This window comes from Caldibacillus sp. 210928-DFI.2.18 (assembly GCF_020554505.1).
Lineage (GTDB): Bacteria > Bacillota > Bacilli > Bacillales > Caldibacillaceae > Caldifermentibacillus > Caldifermentibacillus hisashii.
Map to the genome: position 1 here is coordinate 1 of NZ_JAJCHL010000201.1, position 823 is coordinate 823.

Annotated in this window: 1 protein-coding gene; it reads right to left on the minus strand. The window is 35.4% G+C overall.

The features are described from left to right. On the minus strand, positions 1 to 823 hold an 823-nt coding region (locus LIZ98_RS17565), incomplete at both ends, for an Rpn family recombination-promoting nuclease/putative transposase (RefSeq protein WP_227203173.1).

An 823-nucleotide genomic window follows, 5' to 3' on the forward strand; every position in this document is an offset into this window, starting at 1 on the left:
TTCAATTCCTTTTTCAATTCCTTTTTCTAATCCTTCTTCCCATCCTTTTTTCATACCTTCTTCTCTTAAAATATCAGCTAATGTCATGGTTACTTCACTCCCCTCTGGAAAAGTTGTTTCAATTTCCCGTCTTATTTTATTCATATCATCTTTTGTTAAGTATTTTGCAGCACTAAAAACATATCGTATCATCGTTTCTAAAAATTCAATGCCTGTTTGTTTATCTTCCAGCTCTAGTAAGTAGTGGATACATTTAAGAATAGAGTGTATGAGTTCGTCGATGTCTTTTGTGAATATATCACGAAGTAGTGTCAGTAGAATCCGGGTTTGTACTTTGCCTTTAATTTCTTCATCAGAAAAACCGGATATGTCATAAATGATGTAGTCAAAATCCGGGACATGGACCTTGACATCTTTTGGAAGTTCTTCATACCCATTTAGATTGGCTCCCAAGCTTGTTGGAATCGACCAACTTGTTTTTCCATGATAGATAACGAGTGGGATGACAATCGGTAGCTGCTGTTGCTCTTCCTTATTCATTTTAGCTTCCCAAATTTCAACCATATATTTCAACAGTTGAAGGGAAATCCCTTTATCCGGATAACTTTTGTGCTCAAAAAGAAAGTAAAGATAACCTTCTTTTCCGGATATGTCTACCTTGAAAAGTAAATCGGAAAAACCTTCTTCCAGTTCTTGATTGATAAAGCTATCTTTTTGTGGTTCCAATGTGTTTAAGTCGATAATTTGCAAGACATTTTTGGGCAAATAATGGGTGAGGAAATCCTTAGCTGTTGTCACATTGCCCATTGATTCCCTAAAAAAT